The sequence below is a fragment of the Flavobacterium piscisymbiosum genome, from assembly GCF_020905295.1.
GTDB lineage: Bacteria > Bacteroidota > Bacteroidia > Flavobacteriales > Flavobacteriaceae > Flavobacterium > Flavobacterium piscisymbiosum.
On sequence record NZ_JAJJMM010000001.1, the window covers coordinates 3,516,614 to 3,533,458 of the forward strand.

Genomic DNA, 16,845 nt, shown 5'->3' on the forward strand with positions numbered 1-16,845 from the left:
TTGATTCTGATAAAAATAAAAGCATAAAAAAAGTGTTCGCTACACGAACACTTTTTTTATAGTAAAATCTAAAATCTAAAATCTAAAATCTAAAATCTAAAATCTAAAATCTAAAATCTAAAATCTAAAATCTAAAATCTAAAATCTAAAATCTAAAATTAGATAGCCGTTACAATAGCTAAGAAGTCATCAGCTTTTAAAGCAGCACCACCAATTAAACCACCGTCTACGTCTGGTTTACCAAAGATTTCTTTAGCGTTATCTGGTTTTACAGAACCACCGTATAGAATAGAAACTTCGTCAGCGATTTCAGCTCCGTAAGCTTTACGTACCACTTCTCTGATGAATTCGTGCATTTCCTGAGCTTGTTCAGGTGAAGCAGTTTCTCCAGTTCCAATAGCCCAAACTGGCTCATAAGCTAAAACAACTTTAGACCATGATTCTTTTGAGATCTGGAATAATCCGTCACGTAATTGATTTTCAACAATATTAAAGTGATTGTCAGATTGACGGTCTTTTAATTCTTCTCCAAAACAGAAAATTACTGTTAAGTCATGTTTCAATGCAGTGTCTACTTTATTAGCGATTAAAGCATCAGTTTCGTGAAAAATTGCGCGACGCTCAGAGTGACCAAGAATTACGGTGTTTACACCAATACTAGTTAACATATCAGCAGAAATTTCTCCTGTAAAAGCTCCACCTTCAGCCTGGTGAACGTTTTGAGCTGCAACACCAATAGTTGTATTTTTAACTTTGGCAACAGCTGCCTGTAAGTTTACAAATGTTGGAGCTACAATTACCTGAGCAGTAGTTTGAGCTGGTATTTTAGTAATTAATTCGCTTAATAATTCTTCAGTTTGTGCCGCGTTTTTATGCATTTTCCAGTTTCCTGCAACAATCTTTTTTCTCATTTTGGTAGTTTTTATTTTATTTTTTTATTTTTTGTTCTGCGTTATATAACATTGACATTGAATTTTGCAATTGCCATTGTTATTATTTTTTTACTTTAGGCTTTTCAAAGTTTCATTGATTTTATCAAAATCCTTTTCAATAGCACGATACAATACAATTTTTCCTGTTTTGTCTACAATAATATATCTCGGAATCCAATCCAGATCAATTGCTTTTCCAAAAAGGCCTTTCATTCCATCATTCATCATAAAATGATCACCTTTTAATTCGTGTTTTTCAATTCCTGCTTTCCATTTATCAGCTGTTTTATCAGCAGAGATAAACAAGTACGAAACATCAGGATTGTTGGCTTGTAATTCTTTTAATTGCGGCATCGCTTTTACACAGTCACCACACCATGAAGCCCAAACTTCGATAACCAAAGTTTTACCTTTGTATTTTTTTAAAATATTTTTGAAAGTAACCTGACTTTCATCAGTTGCTAATAATTTTTCAGACAAAGCTTCTTTAGAAAAACTTGTTTTCTGAGCTTGTGAGCATGAAAATGTAATAAAGGCGATTACAACAAGGGCTAATTGTTTCATACGTAGATACTATTTGTTTTTTTTAAAATTCTAATTTCAGATCTTTTTTTTATTAATCATTATATTTTAAAAACCTAATGATTTCAGGTAATAAAAGATCATCAACAAAGTTAAACAAACAAATTGAATGAGAAATGGAGATTAACAAAAATTGAACAGTCCCTTATTTTATAACAAAAGATAAAGTTTAGGTTAAAAAAACGAGAGTGAAATCGTAATAGTAGACTAATGAAATACGAATTTTGATGTATTTTTTGATTTAATTAAAAAATAGATCACAATAAAAGTTTATTTTATTTTAAAATAGTTTCATTTTAAAGGAAAAAAACGGCTGGAAAAAGTCTTTTTTAGAGAAGAAATTCATTGCGTTTTTTTTAAAGGAAATAGTGTCGTGACTTTATTTTTTAAATTTAATTAAGAGAGGCGAGAATGTTATAAACCCCGGAAGTAAGATCTCGTTTAAATAATGCATTGGTAATGGCTATATTTTTATATTCAAAATCTAAACCTTTTTTTACCAAAATGGCGTCTATATGCAGTTCAAAAATACTTTTGTCGCCCACATTTACAGAATAATTGATATTATCATTTTCTCTTCCCACATTTTCAAGAACGATTATGTTTAAATTGTTATCAGATATAAAATGATGTTTGACCAAATCGTTAGAATCCAGATTTTTTACAGTGATTTTTTCCGGATCCAATGTGTTGTTCGAGAATACATTTTCTCCGTTATGATCTAAAATCTGAAAAGCAAATGTTTCCGGCGAAGTAAGGTTATCAGTGATATCAGCTTCACTATTACATCCTATAAATAAAAAAATAAATACGAGGCTCGACAATTGTTTCATAGTTATTGATTTAAATTAACAATTTCTAAGATTACCAAAAGGTACGGCTTATAATTTATATTTTTTGGCAGAGAATATTATTTTAACGTATTTTTTAGTTTAAATTATGATTGCATTTGATTGCTTTTGCTGTGTATAATTCATCTATAAGTGTTAGGTTAATATTCAAATTCTATTTGTTTTTAGATAAAAAAAAACACCAATTCAACCATAGAAGAATTGGTGTTTCTGAATTTTTAGTTTTAATGTCTTATAACTTCAAATCCTGAATATCATTATAATGAACTTTTTGGATTATAGTTCCGTTTTGTATTACGACAATGCTAGGGTTTGCTCTTTCTACCGTTTTTAAAGCTGTAGCATCACAGAAATAAAAATTAACATCTAAGCCATATTGTTTTTTCGCTTTTGCAATTTCATCAGCTCCTGATGCGGTCATTGCAATTACCTTGTATCCTTTTGTTTTTGCATCTTTGGTTAAACCTTCTAATTTTTTCATTCCGTCAGGATTAGACAAAGCCAAATCATACGTTACAAAAACAAGTAATTTCGGTTCTTTTAATAATTCTTCTTTGTAGTCAGAATCCTCTTTTACCATTGTAAAATCGTGAATTGGCGGGATATAACCTTCAGTAATTACTTTGTCTTTTCTGTCCACAAAAGTTGCTCCCTCAGGAATATTGGCCAGATCTTTTTCGGTAAATTCTTTATCAACACCATTTACTTTGTAGATAAAAATCATTTCAACTACAGATTTTGGCGCGCCTTCAGGAATTTCCATTCCTTTTTCGATATTCGTTCCCACTTTATAAGGACGGAAATCTTTTATCGGATTATGATTTAAAACCCAAACGGCCATGAAAATACACAATACAACACTTGCGTAAGTAATAATATTTGTTACAGGACTTGAGAATAAAGGTTTTACTAATTTTTTATTGATGAATAAAATCAGAATAAAGAATAGTAAAACAATATCTTTTGTAAACGATTGCCAAGGGGTTAAATGCAACGCGTCTCCAAAACATCCGCAATCTTTTACGACATCAAAATAAGCAGAGTAGAAGGTAAGGAATGTAAAGAAAACGATTAATAGCAATAAAGCCCAAATCGTTAGTTTTGATTTGTAACCCACCAATAACATAACGCCCAAAACAACTTCAAGAATTACTAAAAAGATGGCTAATCCTAAAGCCAATGGCTCTAAAAATGGCATATTAAAAACCGGTTCGCTAAAGTATTCTGCTAATTTATAAGAGAATCCAACAGGATCATTCAGTTTAATTAATCCGGAAATAATAAATAATACTCCGACAAATAATCTTGACAATTGGGTAATGATGTTTTTCATATTGTTTAAATTTAAAGTCCAAAATTCTAATTTTAGGTTTGGAATTTGGAATTTATTTTTTGGAATTTGATTTTTATTTTATTGGTTCAAGGATCAATGCAAAAACAGAATAATTAATCATATCCTGATAATTGGCATCAATACCTTCAGAAACTAAAGTTTTACCTTTATTATCTTCAATTTGCTTTACGCGAAGTAGTTTTTGCAGAATCAAATCGGTCAATGAACTTACACGCATATCACGCCAGGCTTCGCCATAATCGTGATTTTTGGCTTCCATTAACTCTTTGGTTAATTTTACTTTAGCATCATATAAATCAGTTGCTTGTTCTACACTTAAATCAGGCTGATCTACAACACCTAATTCTAACTGAATCAAAGCCATAATCGAATAATTGATAATCCCGATGAATTCTCCTTTTTCATCTTCATCAACTTTACGCACGTCGTTTTCTTGTAAACTTCTAATTCTTTGTGCTTTTATGAATATCTGATCCGTAAGCGATGGCAATCTTAAAATGCGCCATGCACTACCATAATCTTTCATTTTATTGATGAATAAAGTACGGCAAACCGTAATTACATTATCAAATTCAAGGGAAGTATTCTTCATTTATTGCTGTATATTTGCTAAAATTTCTTCAAAAATAAGGATTAAATTAAAGAGTTTCAAGTTTCAGGTTTTCTTTGTTTCAAGTTTTTTCTAAACAAAGTGTTAACGGCGGTAACTTGAAACTAAAAATAATGTAAAAAGTTTCAGGTTTCAGGTTTTCTTTGTTTCAAGTTCAGGCTTGTGCAATCGAGATTAACCTGAAACTTCAAACAAATAAAACTTGAAACAAAATGTTTATTAACTGCAAAGGAAAACTTATTGATTTGTCAGTTCCTAAAGTAATGGGAATTTTGAATGTTACGCCAAACTCCTTTTTTGATGGAGGAAAATATAAAAATGAAGGCGAGATTATCTCGCAAGTAGAGAAAATGTTATCCGAAGGCGCAACATTTATAGATATTGGTGCCTATTCAAGCAAACCAAGCGCAGAATTTGTTACTGAACAACAAGAAATAGACCGAATCGTTCCTGCCATAGAATTGATTTTAAAACATTTTCCTGAAACGTTATTATCGATTGATACTTTTAGGGCTGCCGTTGCAAAGGCAAGTATAGAAAGTGGTGCAGCGATTATAAACGACATAGCAGCAGGAGAATTAGACGATAAAATGTTTGATGTTATTGCTGATTATAATGTTCCGTATATTATGATGCACATGCGAGGAAACCCGCAAACCATGCAAAGTATGACTCAATATGAGGATATTGTAAAAGAAATGTTGTTCTACTTTTCTGAAAAAGTAAAAAAAGCAAGAAGCCTCGGAATCAATGATTTGATCTTAGATCCCGGTTTCGGATTTGCAAAAACAACCGATCAGAATTATGAAGTTTTACAAAAAATGGAACTTTTTAATCTTTTAGAGTTACCTGTTTTAGCAGGAGTTTCGAGAAAATCTATGATTTATAAAACACTTGGTAATACAGCGCAAGAAGCCTTAAACGGAACAACTGTTATTAATACAATTGCATTGACAAAAGGGGCAAAAATTCTGCGTGTTCATGATGTAAAAGAAGCTGTGGAATGTGTTACTTTGATGAATAAAATAGGTTTGTCTAATTAAATTATAAAAATGAAAAAAAGATACTATTTACTGGCGATCCTATATTTTTTGGTCAATTTTAGTTTTGGACAGGTTCCTCCGCCACCACCGCCTCCGCCATCAAAAAAAGTAAATAAATCAGATAAGATATACGGAGATTATTCGCAAAATAAAGACAAGAAAGAGAAAACTAAAACTAAAAATAATAAAACTGAAGTTGTAGAACTTGCTGAAGATAATTCTAATGATGGTTTAACTAAAAATGCTATTCCAGAATTCAAAATATCTATTTATGAGTCAACAGATTCAAAATCGATTTATTATTATAAAAATGTTGAAAATTTATTACTTAAATTAGATACTCTTGTATCTGCGGAGCAAATAATAAGTTATACGAAGTATAAAGCACATTCAAATACAATAAATCCAGCTTATTTAGATAGTTTGTCCAGAAAAGCATACAAACTAAATGAAGATAAAAAATACGATGAAGCAATTGCTGTAGGTAAAGAAATTCTTCGTCAAAGTCCAAACAATATAAGTGGGCATAAAGAGATTGCTTATGCCTATAAGCATTTAGGAAATGAGAATTTATGGAATCTTCATTTTTTAATGATGGTAAAAATTATCAATTCAGTATTCAAATATGGCGATGGAAGCCGCAAAACTCCTTATCTTTTAAATAATTTTTTTGAAGGAATATCTATTTATGAAGCTAAATTTGGATGTTATCCAACAAAAGTAACGTTGATTCTCACGAAAGAAAAAATACTTTTAGGTGGTTATGATTGTTATCATATAATGCGTTTTTCAAATTTGACACATTGGCTGCCATTCTTGAAAAAGGACGATTACAAAATAGAAGAATGATATTGTTATAAAAAAAATAAATATGAAATACCTTAGTTTAATTTTCATTTGTTTTCTTTTCTCCTGTGAAAAAAAAGAAGACATCCTGCTTCCCAAATCAAACGTAACAATTGTGAAAGACGTACAAGATCATTCACCAATTTATATCTTTTTTAAAATAGAAGGAAAAGATACAATTGCCGATGTAAACCGTAAAAACAGTATCATTTCGACCAATTGGCTTTTCAATATCGATAAACGTTTGCCATTAAAACTGGTTATTCCGGAAGTAATAAAACTTCAGGAGAAAAAACGAGCTGATAGTGCACACAAAAACGAAAATGCCGAAAACTACTATTCCTACGCAGATTCTATCGGGAAGAATTTAGCTTTTTTACCTTTCACGAAAGTGTATTATAAAATTGGAAAACCAGAAAGTAAATTTGACATAATTTCATTCAGAAAAGGAAGTGATTTAGTTTCTTCAAATGGTTTGCAAATAAAGAAAATTGAATTTATAAAAGAATTTTATGCTAAGAAATATGAAGTAACACCAAACGTTGTCTTTTTATTTGATAAAAACATGAGTTACGAGGAATATATTCAAAACAAAATCTTAATTGGAAAATTTAAAGGCTATAATGTTGATGAACTTCCTGAAGAATTCATCTTCTAAAACTGAAAACTAATCCCGATAGCTATCGGGAGCGACTGAAAACTCTTCTATTGATGATGATAAGGTTCATTCCTTAAAATCGTAAATCCGCGATACAATTGTTCGATAAAAAATAATCGAACCATTTGGTGTGAAAATGTCATTAACGAAAGCGAAATTTTTCCTTGCGCTTTGCTATAAACGGTATCTGAAAATCCGTAAGGTCCGCCAATTACAAAAACAAGCGTTTTTATTCCGGAGTTCATTTTTTTCTGCAATTCTTCAGAGAAACCAACGCTGGAGAAGTTTTTTCCGTTTTCATCCAATAAAATTAATTGATCTGTTGGGGTTAATTTCGAAAGAATCAATTCGCCTTCTTTTTCCTTTTGCTGACTTTCAGATAAGTTTTTTACGTTTTTGATATCGGGAATAATTTCCAAATCAAATTTGATGTAAAACGACAAACGTTTAGTATAATCATCAATCAAAGTTTGAAGTGATTTGTTATCTGTTTTGCCTATGGCGATAAGTTTGATATTCATTTTAATATTTTTTTTTCTGCCACTAATTGCACGAATGCACACGAATTTTTTAAATAATAATCTGCGTTAATCTGTTTAATCCGTAAAATCCGTGGGCAATTTTGCGAACTATTTTTTATTCTCAAAAACGGTTTCGAAATGTTCTACAACAGGAAACGGTTCGTAATAATGATGCAGCATCTTTTTCCATTCCAGATAAGCTTCAGAGTTTCTAAAACCTACTGTATGATCTTCAAGCGTATTCCAATCGACCAATAAAAGATATTTATTTTCGACTTCAAGGCACTTTTCTAAACGATGACCTAAATAACCATCAATTGATGAAATGTATTGACTTGCTTTTGCAAAATCAGCCTCAAATTGAGAGGTTAATTCCGGTTTAACAAAAAGGATTGCGGCTTCTAAAATCATAATAATTATATTTTTTATCTGCTCGATCTGCTAAATCTGCGAGAAAAAATTAACTCCCGCAGATTTAGCAGATTTGGCGGATTTTTTTTGATATTTCGAAATAAAGAATCTGCGTGAATCCGTTTTAACCTGTTTAAATCCGTGTGCCATCTTTACTCACAGAAAAGTTTTTAGTTCTTAGAAAATTTATCTTCAAAAGTTTTAAATCTTGCATCCAAATCTTTCACTAATTGTTTTTTTACCGCTGAATCCTGAATAAAACTATAATTAATGCTGTTGTAAACGTATTGTTTTATCGTAGCATACGAAACATCTGGATATCTTTTGGCAAGCAAAACATATTGTTCTGTCATATTAGTTCTTAAAATTCCGGCGTCATCTGTACTGATTACGATTGGCACATTAAATTCTTTGTAAAGTGTAAACGGATGTCTGTTTTCTTTTACTTTCAAAATGAATTCGTTACTCGTTAAGTTAATCTCAATCGGAATGTTGTTTTTTGCCATATAACGCAATAAATCGTATGAATTTGCTTCGTACGCGATATCAACTCCGTGACCAATTCTGTTTGCTCCGGCAACGTAAATCGCATCGTTTATATGCCAGGTTAGATCTTCGGGTTGAACCAATCCTAAAGTCAGTTCACCTGCATGAAGCGTATATTTTACCTCTGGATATTTAGAATGACAATATTTGAACATTAACATATGCAACCAATAATCTTTCATAGAATTTTCGCCATGTTCCGGAGAAACGATGTTTACACCAGCAACCAGTTTACTGTCGTTTGCAGAGATAAATGCAATGGTAAGATTCTTGAATAAATCGACCGGATTCATAAAACGAAGCACAAAATTTTGATAACGCATAGTAAATTTGTCGTCGTCAATTTTTAAGTCTTTATGAAGTTTTGCAATGAAATTAGTATTGAAATCTGAAGCGTATTTTTTAGCATCTTTCTTTTGAATCGATTTATACAATTCGTCTAAAAGTTTCAAAACCGCTTTTTCATCTCGTTGACTTGCTGCCTGACGTAATTTCGAATTAAAATCGCTTAAATCTGAAACATTCATGTCACACGGAATCGTTGATAATTGTGTTTCGATATAACTTACATTTTCAGCAATGGCACGTTTTTTTAATTCCAGCATTCCTTCTGCAAAATGTCCTTGAATAGTAGGTTCAAATTTTTGAAAAGAATCAAAAAACTGATCGTCAGAAGGAACAGAACCATTATAATCTTTAACCGACCAGGTTTGCATGATTTGCTGTTCGTAATAATCCAGTTTTTCGAGTTTTTTTATACTATCGAAATTTATCCAGTTTCCTTTTTCAGGTTTGGTTTCAGAAACTGCCAGAGTTTCTAAATTCAAATAAAAATTTTTTGCAATCGCTCTTTCTAAAAGAGGTTCTGCATAAACTGATCCTGAAAAATGATGGTGTAAATCGCCGCCTTTTGGCATTTGCTGAAAGAAAGCTGTTAAGAGAGCTTCGTTATTTCTGATTTTACTTAAATAATTTTCAGCCGTTTGAGAAAAGCCGATTTGTGCTATGAAAAAACAGAAAAGTGTAATTATCCTTGACATACTCTAAGTTTAAATTACATGCAAATATAATGGTTTTTGAGGAGATTTTAAAATTTGATTTTTCGATGTCGAGATTTAACCGCAAAGAACGCAAGGTTTTTTATCTGCAAGACTTAATACAAATGCAAAGTTCGCAAAGCTTTACCTAAAAACTTTGCGGTTAAAAAAAACTTAGAACCTTAGCACCTCAGAATCTTAGTACCTTTAAGAAAAAAGTACATTATGATTTTCGGGATGAGAATTTTACCGCAAAGAACGCAAGGTTTTTTATCTGCAAGATTTAATACAAACGCAAAGTTCGCAAAGCTTTACCTAAAAACTTTGCGAACTTTGCGTAATTCATTGAGAACTTTGCGGTTAAAAAAAAACTTAGAATTTTAGTATCTCAGAACCTTAGTACCTTCAAGAAAAAAGCACATCATGAATTTCTTCTACTTTATCAAAAACGCTCTTAGCAAAAGGACAAAGCGGAATAATTTTTAGATTATTAGTTCTGGCATATTCTACAGCGGCCATAACCAGTTTTTTACCAACGCCTTTTCCGTTAAAATCAGGACTTACTTCAGTATGATCTATAATAAATTTAGAATCTCCAGCCCAGGTGTAGGTCATTTTTCCGGCTTCATTTCCTTCTTCTATGGCTTCAAAATAGCCTCTTCTTGTGTCGTTTATTTGTTTGATTTCCATGATTATTTATACTAATGAGGTTTCTATTTTAATTGTATTTACAAGGGTTTTATGAACAGGACAGCTGTTTGCAATTTTCAAGATTCGTTGTTTTTGTGCATCGTCTACGTCTCCTGTAATTAGGATTTTAGTTGTAAACAAAGAAACGGTATGCTCTTCATTTTTTTCAAAATCTACCCAAATACTAAGTTCTGAAACATCCCAGCCTTTGCGATCAATATACATTCGTAATGTAATTAAAGTACAGGAAGCCAGAGACGAAGCCAGAAGTTCAAAGGGACTAAAACCTAAATTTTTTCCGCCCATTTCCTGTGGTTCATCTGAAATAAGAATGTTACCCGTTTTAGATGTTATTTCGGTGCGATATTTTCGTGTATCAATAGTTGCTTTAATTGTATCCATAATTTATTTGATTCTTGGTTCAGGTAAAGGCACAAATTCGGTTTCTCCTGGAACTTTTGGGAAAGTTTGTTCGGTCCAGTCTTTTTTAGCTTTTTCGAGTAAGTTTTTGTCTGATGAAACGAAATTCCAAAAGATAAAATGTTCTTCAGGAAACGGAGTTCCTCCAAAAATGTATACCGTAGAGTTTTCGGCTAATTCAAACTCGCATAAAGTGCTGTCGTTTGTAATAAGAATTTGTTTAGGATCATAAATATGTTCGCCACTTTTGATGCTTCCTTCCAGAATATATAAACCGCTTTCGCCAAATAAATGATTTCCGATATTTATTTTTTTAGCCTGAGTACTTTTAATCTCAATAAAATATAACGGACTATAAACAGGAACAGGGGATTTTTTTCCAAACGCTTCTCCGGCAATCAATTTGTATGAAACACCATCTTCTTCCCAAGCCGGAATATCATCTGCTTCAACATGTGTGAAATTCGGCTCCATTTGCTCTAATTCTTTTGGTAAAGCCACCCAAATTTGCAATCCGTGAAGCATTTTGTCAGAATGTCTTAAATATTCAGGCGTTCTTTCAGAATGTACGATTCCTTTTCCGGCCGTCATCCAGTTTACGGCGCCGGGTTTTATTTCTAGTTCGGTTCCTAAACTATCGCGGTGCATAATGCTTCCTTCGAACAAAAAAGTAAGAGTCGAAAGTCCGATATGGGGATGTGGCGGAACATCCATATTTTCATGATCACTTAAATGTGCAGGTCCCATATGATCGATAAAGACAAATGGTCCAACAGCTCTTTTTTCACGGAAAGGCAATAATCTGCCTACCATAAAGTTGCCAATATTGGCAGCACGTTCTTCGATAATTAAACTGATATTTGACATGGTATTCGTTTTAGTTGAAGCAAAATTACAGTGGTAGTCACCATCTGTAACTTAATTTAGATTAAGAAAATTTGTTTCTGGTATTATTTATAAAAGTAAGAAATAGAATTATAAGGATTTCATTAGATTAAAAATATAACACGAATTTCACGAATTAACACAGATTAAGTGGTGAAATATAATATGAATTATGTGTTTTTTTGTCAGACTGAGCGAAGTCGAAGTCCCATATGCTGAATCACTTTGCTGTACTGCAACTTCGCTCAGTCTGACAATGCGGTTAAAGATTATTCGTTTCTCAGATTGACAAAAAACTAGAAAATCAATTAGTGATAATTAGTGAAATTTGTGTTTAAAATTTTAATCCGTAAGTTCAAATTCCAGTGCTTCACTTTCATTTCCATTAATGATAATAGATAATTGATGCATTCCGGTATGAAAAACACGAGTAGTAATAATTTTGAATGATTGATTTCTATCAACCTTAATTAATTGATTAGGCTGATAGGTTTTCTCACTGATTTTAAAGACTTTTTTTGCCAAATGTCCTTTTGATTTTTTGTAATGAACGGCATATTCTAAACGAACAGTTTTAGCTTCGTTGTTTTTATTATTTAAATGAAATTGAAACTGCAAATAATCTCCAATCTTTACAACAGGAGTTTTAATTTCAAAATCAGAAAGTTTAATATTGGCGCTTTCTAAACCATAATGACTTAGTATTTCAGGATGTCCTTGTTTTAGTAAAGTACGAGCACCATGTTTGATGATTCCGTCTGTTTCTTTACTGTGATTTTTCCATTTATTGGCAATTTCTAATACAATCTGCGGATTATCTTTTGCAATATCATTCAGGTTATTGGCAACGCTTCTGCGAACATATTCTGATGGATCATTTTTCAGGTTTTCCAGAATTGGCAGGATAGAAGTTGGATCTTTTTTTAGGAACGGAATCGCCATTGCCCAGGGTAATCTTGGTCGGCTTCCTTCGCTTGATAATCTGCGTACGTGATGATTTTCATGCAAAGACCATTTTGTCATTTCATCAATCATTTGTTCTTTATACTTTAAAATAAAAGGGCGAACCGCAAACTCGCAACTGATAAATTGAGTGATCGAAACAAAGGCTTTCGCCGAAGTTTTAAAATCGTCTAGGCCATACATTTCGATATAATCAGCAAAGAAAATAAAAGCCAGATTACCATCTGTAAAATTATTTTTCTTCAGGCTTTCGATGATTTTATCAATTAAAACAACAGCTTCAGGAAAATTTTGCGGCATAAATTGATGCAGCACAACCGTGGTGTGTTTCATGCGTTCTTTCCATTCTTTTTGAGCAAAATCGCCTTCGTAAATCGTATCAATAAATTTTTGTTTATCGAAAGCAGGATGTACTTCGGCCACAGCCTGACCAAATTTTTCGTAAAAAGTAACCGAGTAAATATCTTTAATTAAGCCCATGATTTTGTTTGAATGAACCTCAAAGATATTTAATGTTTTTTTGTTTTGAACTATTAAGTTTTTTGTTTTTTGAACCATTAAGATATTAAGTTGATTAAGAACAGTAGCTTAATTTTCGTAATATCTTAATGGTAAAAAAAAGACGTATTTTGTTGTTAAAAAATAAATTCACTTTAGTGTAGTTTTCAAATCCACAAAATATGTCCTACTTTAGCATCTCATAAAATTTAAGAAAAATGATTAGCGAAGTACAATTTCAAACCGAATTACAACTATTAATTAGCAATGCAATTCGCGAAGATGTAGGCACAGGCGATTATAGTTCATTGGCGTGTATTCCGGAAACGGCGCACGGGCAAGCCAAATTATTGGTAAAAGATCAGGGAATTATTGCGGGAGTTGCGCTTGCAAAAATGATATTTGAATATGTAGATCCAAAACTAAAAATCAAGACTTATATAGAAGACGGAACTCATGTAGAATATGGCGATGTGGTTTTTGAGGTTTCAGGAAGTTCTCAGTCTATTCTTAAATCAGAAAGGGTAGTTTTGAATACGATGCAACGTATGTCGGCAATTGCTACAAAAACAGATTATCTTATGCAGCTTCTGGAAGGTACAGGCGCTAAAATATTAGATACGCGTAAAACAACTCCAAATTTCAGAGTTGCAGAAAAGTGGGCTGTAAAAATAGGAGGCGGAGAAAACCACCGTTTTGCATTGTATGATATGGTGATGTTAAAAGACAATCATATTGATTTTGCAGGCGGAATAACTTTGGCGATAAAGAAAACAAAGGAATATTTGAAAGCCAATAACTTAGATCTTAAAATTATTGTTGAAGCCAGAAATCTGGATGAAATTCGTGAAATCCTTTTGAGTGACGGAGTTCACAGAATCCTGATTGACAACTTTAATTATGAAGATACCAAAACGGCTGTTCAGTTAATTGGTTCAAAATGCCAGACAGAATCTTCGGGAAATATCAACGAAAAAACGATTCGTGAATATGGCTTGTGTGGTGTAAATTATATTTCATCAGGCGCTTTGACACATTCAGTTTACAATATGGATTTGAGTTTGAAGGCTTTTTAAGGAAGTTGTGAATTATGAATTTTGAGTTATGAATTTTAAACAATAAAACTCTAAACTCAATAATCTAAAATCTAAAATAATATTATGTCTCAAGAGATAGAAGATCGGATTGAAAAGATTCCTGTAGTGCGTTCTCTTGTCCGATTGTTAAAGAGAATCAAAATGCCTTGGCTCGAAGGTTTTTCGCTATATGATTTGCTCGAAATGTATACTTTAGGAATTCTTGAAGGAGCATTTTCTTATCATGCGAGTGCGGTATCTTTTAGTTTTTTCATGGCCTTATTTCCTTTTACATTATTTATTCTAAACTTGATTCCGTTTATTCCGATAGATAATTTTCAGGGAGATTTTTTGCTGTTTGTGCAGCAAAGTGTTCCGCCCAATACGTACGATGCGATTAATAAAATTATCAGTGATATTTTAAATAATAGTCATTCGGGTTTGCTGTCATCAGGTTTTTTACTTTCTATTTTTTTGATGGCCAATGGTATCAACGGAATCCTTAGTGGTTTTGAATCTTCGAAACATGTTTTTGATAAACGAGGCTGGTTTAGTCAGTATTTAGTGGCGCTTGCAATATCACTTGTCATGACCATTATATTGTTTGTAACGGTGGCAACAATTGTTGTTTTTGAGGTATTTATTCAAAAAACAATTATTCAGGATGTGCTGAGCGATCGTATTCCGCTGATTATTTTGGGTCGATATTTGTTTGTTGTTTTAATGATTTTGATAACAACTTCAATATTATTGCGTTATGGTACAAAGCAATATAATAAAGTACCTTTTATAAGCATCGGATCTGTTTTTACAACCATATTAATTGTTATATCTTCGTTCTTTTTTGGAATTTGGGTTATAAAATTCTCAAAATACAACGAACTTTACGGCTCAATTGGTACATTATTGATTCTAATGTTTTATATTTGGATAAACTGTATGATTCTGCTTTTAGGGTTCGAATTGAATGCTTCTATCAGAAAATTAAAACAAAAAAACAAATAATATTATGAAAAATTGGATGTTAACTATTGGTGTCTTTTTCTTTGCATTGAGCATTCAGGCTCAAAGTGTTATTGGAAAATGGAAAACAATTGACGATGAAACAGGAGAAGCAAAGTCTGTTGTAGAGATTTATGAAAAATCAGGAAAAGTGTATGGTAAAGTAGTAGAGATACTTCGTGCCGATCATAAAAAAGATGTTTGTACAAAATGTGAAGGAGCAGATAAAAACAAACCAATTTTAGGTTTAAATATTATTAACGGACTTAAAAAAGATGGTGATGAATATAGCGGAGGAACTATTTTTGATCCTACAAGCGGTAAAAAATACAAATGTTATATCACACTTGAGTCTGCTGATAAACTTAAATTACGCGGTTATGTTGGAATTTCTATCATGGGAAGAACACAATACTGGACGAGAGTGAAGAATTAATTTTATTAAAATATAATGCGAAAGTTAGCATCAATACTTTTATTCTTAGGAATACTATCCAATAGTTTCGGACAATCTAAGAATTCGCCATTACAAATAAGTCATCTTACAGGTGACTTTTATGTTTATAAAACCTTTCATGATTATAAAGGAACACTGATTTCTGCCAATGCACTGTATCTTGTTACCAATAAAGGTGTTGTGTTGTTTGATGCGCCTTGGGACAAAACGCAGTTTCAGCCATTATTAGACAGTATAAAAGCAAAACATCATAAAGAGGTTGTGATGCATTTTGCAACGCACTCTCATGAAGACAGGGCAGGAGGTTTGGGTTTTTACAGACAAAAAGGAATTAAAACCTATACTATAAAATTAACAGACGAGATTCTGAAGAAAAACAACGAAAAAAGAGCGCAATTTATAATCCCAAATGATACGACTTTTACAGTAGGACAACATACGTTTGAGGTTTATTATCCAGGTAAAGGCCATGCTCAGGATAATGTTGTAGTTTGGTTTAATAAAGAAAAAGTACTTTACGGAGGTTGTTTTATCAAAAGTACAGAAGCAAAAGATTTAGGTTATTTAGGCGATGCCGATGTAAAAGATTGGGAAAAGTCGATTAAAAAAGTACAGGTAAAATTTAAAAATCCTAAATATATTATTACCGGTCATGACGGCTGGAAAGATCTAAATTCTTTAAATCATACATTAAAATTAGTGAAGGAATATAATGCAGCCCAGTACTGATTATTGTGAATGTTTCTTTAATTTGTATTATATAAAATAGCTTAATTTTGCTTATATTTGAAAACTAATTTAATTAGATTTAAAATGACAATAACTGATAAAAATATACTTGAAAGCTACTCAGATTTATTTGAGGGACTAAGTTTTTCGAATAAACTAGAACTTATCGAAAGGCTTACAAAATCTTTAAAAGTTGCTAAATCTAAAGAGAATAATTTTTATAAGTCTTTTGGGGCATTTTCTTCTGAAAAGTCTGCAGAAGAAATTGTTTCTGAAATTAAATCCAATAGAAAATTTAAAAACACCGAAATTAAATTTTAATGAGATATTTACTTGATACAAGCATTTGTGTTTTCTTTTTAGGAGGAAGATTGAATCTTGATAAAATAGTAAAAGAAGTTGGATTGGATAACTGTTATATTTCTGAAATTACAGTTGCAGAACTTCGATTTGGTGCTGAAAATAGTGATGATCCAATAAAATCGAATAAAGCCGTGGATATTTTTTTAAAAGGTTTAGCTATTATTCCAATTTTTGGCTCGATTAAAAGATATGCAATCGAAAAAGTACGGCTTAGAAAAATTGGAAAGCCAATAAATGATGAATTTGATCTTTTGATAGGTGTCACTGCAATTGAAAATCAATTAATCTTGGTTACTGATAATACTAAAGATTTTAAACTTTTAAACGGAATTCAAATGGAGAATTGGTTTGAAAGAGCTTAAGTTTTTCTT

Annotated in this window: 21 protein-coding genes; 9 read left to right on the top strand and 12 right to left on the bottom strand. The window is 31.8% G+C overall.

The window, feature by feature from the left end:
• Nucleotides 1–158: 158 nt before the first annotated feature.
• From tpiA to LNP81_RS15360, 5 genes are all read right to left on the bottom strand, one after another.
• Nucleotides 159–911, bottom strand: coding sequence for a triose-phosphate isomerase (gene tpiA / locus LNP81_RS15340; protein ID WP_230037287.1), 753 nt, complete (start codon nucleotides 909–911; stop codon nucleotides 159–161).
• 90 nt (nucleotides 912–1,001) lie between these two features.
• Complete coding sequence (locus tag LNP81_RS15345; RefSeq protein ID WP_173972903.1) at nucleotides 1,002–1,496, bottom strand: TlpA family protein disulfide reductase; 495 nt, start codon at nucleotides 1,494–1,496, stop codon at nucleotides 1,002–1,004.
• Nucleotides 1,497–1,906: 410 nt separating this feature from the next.
• Nucleotides 1,907–2,347 (bottom strand): hypothetical protein, encoded by a 441-nt coding sequence (locus tag LNP81_RS15350; protein ID WP_230037288.1) that lies wholly within the window; start codon nucleotides 2,345–2,347, stop codon nucleotides 1,907–1,909.
• 250 nt (nucleotides 2,348–2,597) lie between these two features.
• Complete coding sequence (locus LNP81_RS15355; RefSeq protein WP_230037290.1) at nucleotides 2,598–3,698, bottom strand: BT_3928 family protein; 1,101 nt, start codon at nucleotides 3,696–3,698, stop codon at nucleotides 2,598–2,600.
• Nucleotides 3,699–3,771: 73 nt separating this feature from the next.
• Complete coding sequence (locus LNP81_RS15360; protein ID WP_230037293.1) at nucleotides 3,772–4,311, bottom strand: DUF1599 domain-containing protein; 540 nt, start codon at nucleotides 4,309–4,311, stop codon at nucleotides 3,772–3,774.
• A gap of 230 nt (nucleotides 4,312–4,541) precedes the next feature.
• On the opposite strand from LNP81_RS15360, the gene folP reads away from it, so the two are divergent.
• From folP to LNP81_RS15375, 3 genes are read left to right on the top strand one after another with little or no spacing between them, the layout of a single operon-like run.
• Nucleotides 4,542–5,372, top strand: a complete 831-nt coding sequence (gene folP, locus LNP81_RS15365; protein WP_230037295.1) for a dihydropteroate synthase — start codon at nucleotides 4,542–4,544, stop codon at nucleotides 5,370–5,372.
• 9 nt (nucleotides 5,373–5,381) lie between these two features.
• Nucleotides 5,382–6,221, top strand: coding sequence for a DUF4919 domain-containing protein (locus tag LNP81_RS15370; RefSeq protein ID WP_230037297.1), 840 nt, complete (start codon nucleotides 5,382–5,384; stop codon nucleotides 6,219–6,221).
• A 22-nt stretch (nucleotides 6,222–6,243) separates the two neighbouring features.
• Nucleotides 6,244–6,876 (top strand): hypothetical protein, encoded by a 633-nt coding sequence (locus tag LNP81_RS15375; protein WP_230037299.1) that lies wholly within the window; start codon nucleotides 6,244–6,246, stop codon nucleotides 6,874–6,876.
• Nucleotides 6,877–6,923: 47 nt separating this feature from the next.
• Here LNP81_RS15375 and rlmH read toward each other — a convergent pair whose 3' ends face one another.
• The 7 genes from rlmH to LNP81_RS15410 form a co-directional block, all read right to left on the bottom strand.
• On the bottom strand, nucleotides 6,924–7,397 hold the full coding sequence (gene rlmH, locus LNP81_RS15380) for a 23S rRNA (pseudouridine(1915)-N(3))-methyltransferase RlmH (protein WP_029269532.1): 474 nt from the start codon (nucleotides 7,395–7,397) through the stop codon (nucleotides 6,924–6,926).
• A gap of 108 nt (nucleotides 7,398–7,505) precedes the next feature.
• A complete protein-coding gene (locus LNP81_RS15385; protein ID WP_230037301.1) occupies nucleotides 7,506–7,808 on the bottom strand; it encodes an antibiotic biosynthesis monooxygenase family protein in 303 nt (100 codons plus the stop codon).
• 170 nt (nucleotides 7,809–7,978) lie between these two features.
• Entirely contained in the window at nucleotides 7,979–9,394 is a 1,416-nt protein-coding gene (locus tag LNP81_RS15390) for an adenosine deaminase (RefSeq protein WP_230037303.1), read from the bottom strand.
• A 402-nt stretch (nucleotides 9,395–9,796) separates the two neighbouring features.
• On the bottom strand, nucleotides 9,797–10,081 hold the full coding sequence (locus tag LNP81_RS15395) for a GNAT family N-acetyltransferase (RefSeq protein ID WP_230037305.1): 285 nt from the start codon (nucleotides 10,079–10,081) through the stop codon (nucleotides 9,797–9,799).
• 6 nt (nucleotides 10,082–10,087) lie between these two features.
• Nucleotides 10,088–10,483, bottom strand: a complete 396-nt coding sequence (locus LNP81_RS15400) for an OsmC family protein (RefSeq protein WP_230037307.1) — start codon at nucleotides 10,481–10,483, stop codon at nucleotides 10,088–10,090.
• A gap of 3 nt (nucleotides 10,484–10,486) precedes the next feature.
• Complete coding sequence (locus LNP81_RS15405) at nucleotides 10,487–11,368, bottom strand: pirin family protein (RefSeq protein ID WP_230037309.1); 882 nt, start codon at nucleotides 11,366–11,368, stop codon at nucleotides 10,487–10,489.
• 360 nt (nucleotides 11,369–11,728) lie between these two features.
• Nucleotides 11,729–12,829, bottom strand: coding sequence for a DNA alkylation repair protein (locus LNP81_RS15410; RefSeq protein ID WP_230037310.1), 1,101 nt, complete (start codon nucleotides 12,827–12,829; stop codon nucleotides 11,729–11,731).
• A gap of 236 nt (nucleotides 12,830–13,065) precedes the next feature.
• On the opposite strand from LNP81_RS15410, the gene nadC reads away from it, so the two are divergent.
• From nadC to LNP81_RS15440, 6 genes are all read left to right on the top strand, one after another.
• Nucleotides 13,066–13,923 (top strand): carboxylating nicotinate-nucleotide diphosphorylase, encoded by an 858-nt coding sequence (gene nadC, locus LNP81_RS15415; RefSeq protein ID WP_230037311.1) that lies wholly within the window; start codon nucleotides 13,066–13,068, stop codon nucleotides 13,921–13,923.
• An 84-nt stretch (nucleotides 13,924–14,007) separates the two neighbouring features.
• On the top strand, nucleotides 14,008–14,928 hold the full coding sequence (locus LNP81_RS15420; RefSeq protein WP_230037312.1) for a YihY/virulence factor BrkB family protein: 921 nt from the start codon (nucleotides 14,008–14,010) through the stop codon (nucleotides 14,926–14,928).
• 4 nt (nucleotides 14,929–14,932) lie between these two features.
• Entirely contained in the window at nucleotides 14,933–15,361 is a 429-nt protein-coding gene (locus LNP81_RS15425) for a DUF2147 domain-containing protein (RefSeq protein ID WP_065449570.1), read from the top strand.
• A gap of 15 nt (nucleotides 15,362–15,376) precedes the next feature.
• On the top strand, nucleotides 15,377–16,111 hold the full coding sequence (gene bla-B1-FLAV, locus LNP81_RS15430; RefSeq protein WP_230037314.1) for a subclass B1 metallo-beta-lactamase: 735 nt from the start codon (nucleotides 15,377–15,379) through the stop codon (nucleotides 16,109–16,111).
• A gap of 84 nt (nucleotides 16,112–16,195) precedes the next feature.
• Nucleotides 16,196–16,432, top strand: coding sequence for a hypothetical protein (locus tag LNP81_RS15435; protein WP_065449572.1), 237 nt, complete (start codon nucleotides 16,196–16,198; stop codon nucleotides 16,430–16,432).
• Nucleotides 16,432–16,836, top strand: a complete 405-nt coding sequence (locus LNP81_RS15440) for a PIN domain-containing protein (RefSeq protein WP_230037316.1) — start codon at nucleotides 16,432–16,434, stop codon at nucleotides 16,834–16,836. Before LNP81_RS15435 ends, LNP81_RS15440 begins: the two co-directional genes overlap by 1 nt.
• Nucleotides 16,837–16,845 lie beyond the last annotated feature (9 nt).